We start from the raw sequence: 559 nt of genomic DNA on the forward strand, positions 1-559 counted from the left end.
GAAAACGAAGAAATCAGCAATATGAACCGGGCGAACATCATCTCAGACCTGCAGGTCAGCCTGAAACAAAACAATGGCGTTGCAAACAATCTGCCGGGAGACCTGTTCTATGGACAAATCGTTTTACACCGCTCTTCCACAAAAGCGACCGCACAGGAATTAAAGATCGAACGCAAAGTTTCTTCCATGTCGATCTTGGCAAAAGGGGCTTTAAAGGTATATGATTCTAAAGAAGGCAATTATTATTATAAAATCAAGAGAACTAAAAGTTCTTTCAACTGCAATGGTGAATTGACAGGCAATGATATCGAATATATCATTCCGGCTACTTTAAACGAGAGTGGAAACTTGACGACAGGCACATTCTCTATTTTACCGGCCGAAAATATGACTATAGAACTTTACAGAGACGACGTTTTGGTACTTTCTTCCGAAAATGTCAAAAATTCAGAAAACGTGGCTGCAAACGAAGGAGAACAAACGAATATCGTTTTTGATCTTTCCCGCAACAATATCAATATTAGCGTTTCAGACTGGGGTACTGTTGTTCAGTACGTTA

The 559-nt window shown here is 39.9% G+C and carries 1 protein-coding gene; it reads left to right on the plus strand.

The genetic code is table 11. The features are described from left to right. Positions 1–559: FimB/Mfa2 family fimbrial subunit (locus H8S65_RS20900; RefSeq protein ID WP_186931724.1), on the plus strand; the 559-nt coding region annotated here is incomplete at both ends.

The organism is Parabacteroides hominis (genome assembly GCF_014287585.1).
Taxonomy (GTDB): domain Bacteria; phylum Bacteroidota; class Bacteroidia; order Bacteroidales; family Tannerellaceae; genus Parabacteroides; species Parabacteroides hominis.